1 protein-coding gene is annotated in these 440 nt (G+C 39.3%); it reads right to left on the bottom strand.

Translation table 11 applies throughout. The annotated features are described in order from the left end of the window. Positions 1-170: 170 nt before the first annotated feature. Positions 171-440: M13-type metalloendopeptidase (locus CWB77_RS17995; RefSeq protein ID WP_283957551.1), on the bottom strand; the 270-nt coding region annotated here is incomplete at its 5' end.

Below are 440 nucleotides of genomic sequence, written 5' to 3'. Positions count from 1 at the left end.
AGCTAATCCATGTCATCGATTATCAGACAACTAGTTTGAACAAATTTTAATCCGCAAAGGTCAACAGACCCTAGTTTTATTATCAGGTATATAAGTAACTAAAAAGCCAGTGAACATGATGCTCACTGGCTTTTTATTTTGCGATTAGTTTAAGCTAATTTTAGCTTAAATTACCAAATTTTTACGCGATCTTCAGGCTTGATATACATTTTATCGCCCTCTTTAACATCAAACGCTTGGTAAAATTCTGGCATGTTCGACAAAATACCAATTACGCGATAATGACTCGGTGAATGTGAATCGGTCATTAAACGATTACGTAGCGCCTCATCACGGTATTTACGACGCCAAATTTGCGACCAGCCCATAAAGAAGCGTTGGTCGCCCGTATAGCCTTCAATAATGGGCGCTTTCGAATCACCCAGCGATAGCTGATACGC

This window comes from Pseudoalteromonas sp. S1610, from assembly GCF_005887465.1.
In the GTDB taxonomy this organism is placed as follows: domain Bacteria; phylum Pseudomonadota; class Gammaproteobacteria; order Enterobacterales; family Alteromonadaceae; genus Pseudoalteromonas; species Pseudoalteromonas undina.
The sequence above is the reverse complement of the archived record's forward strand: the minus strand, read 5'-3'. Positions and strand labels throughout refer to the sequence as shown.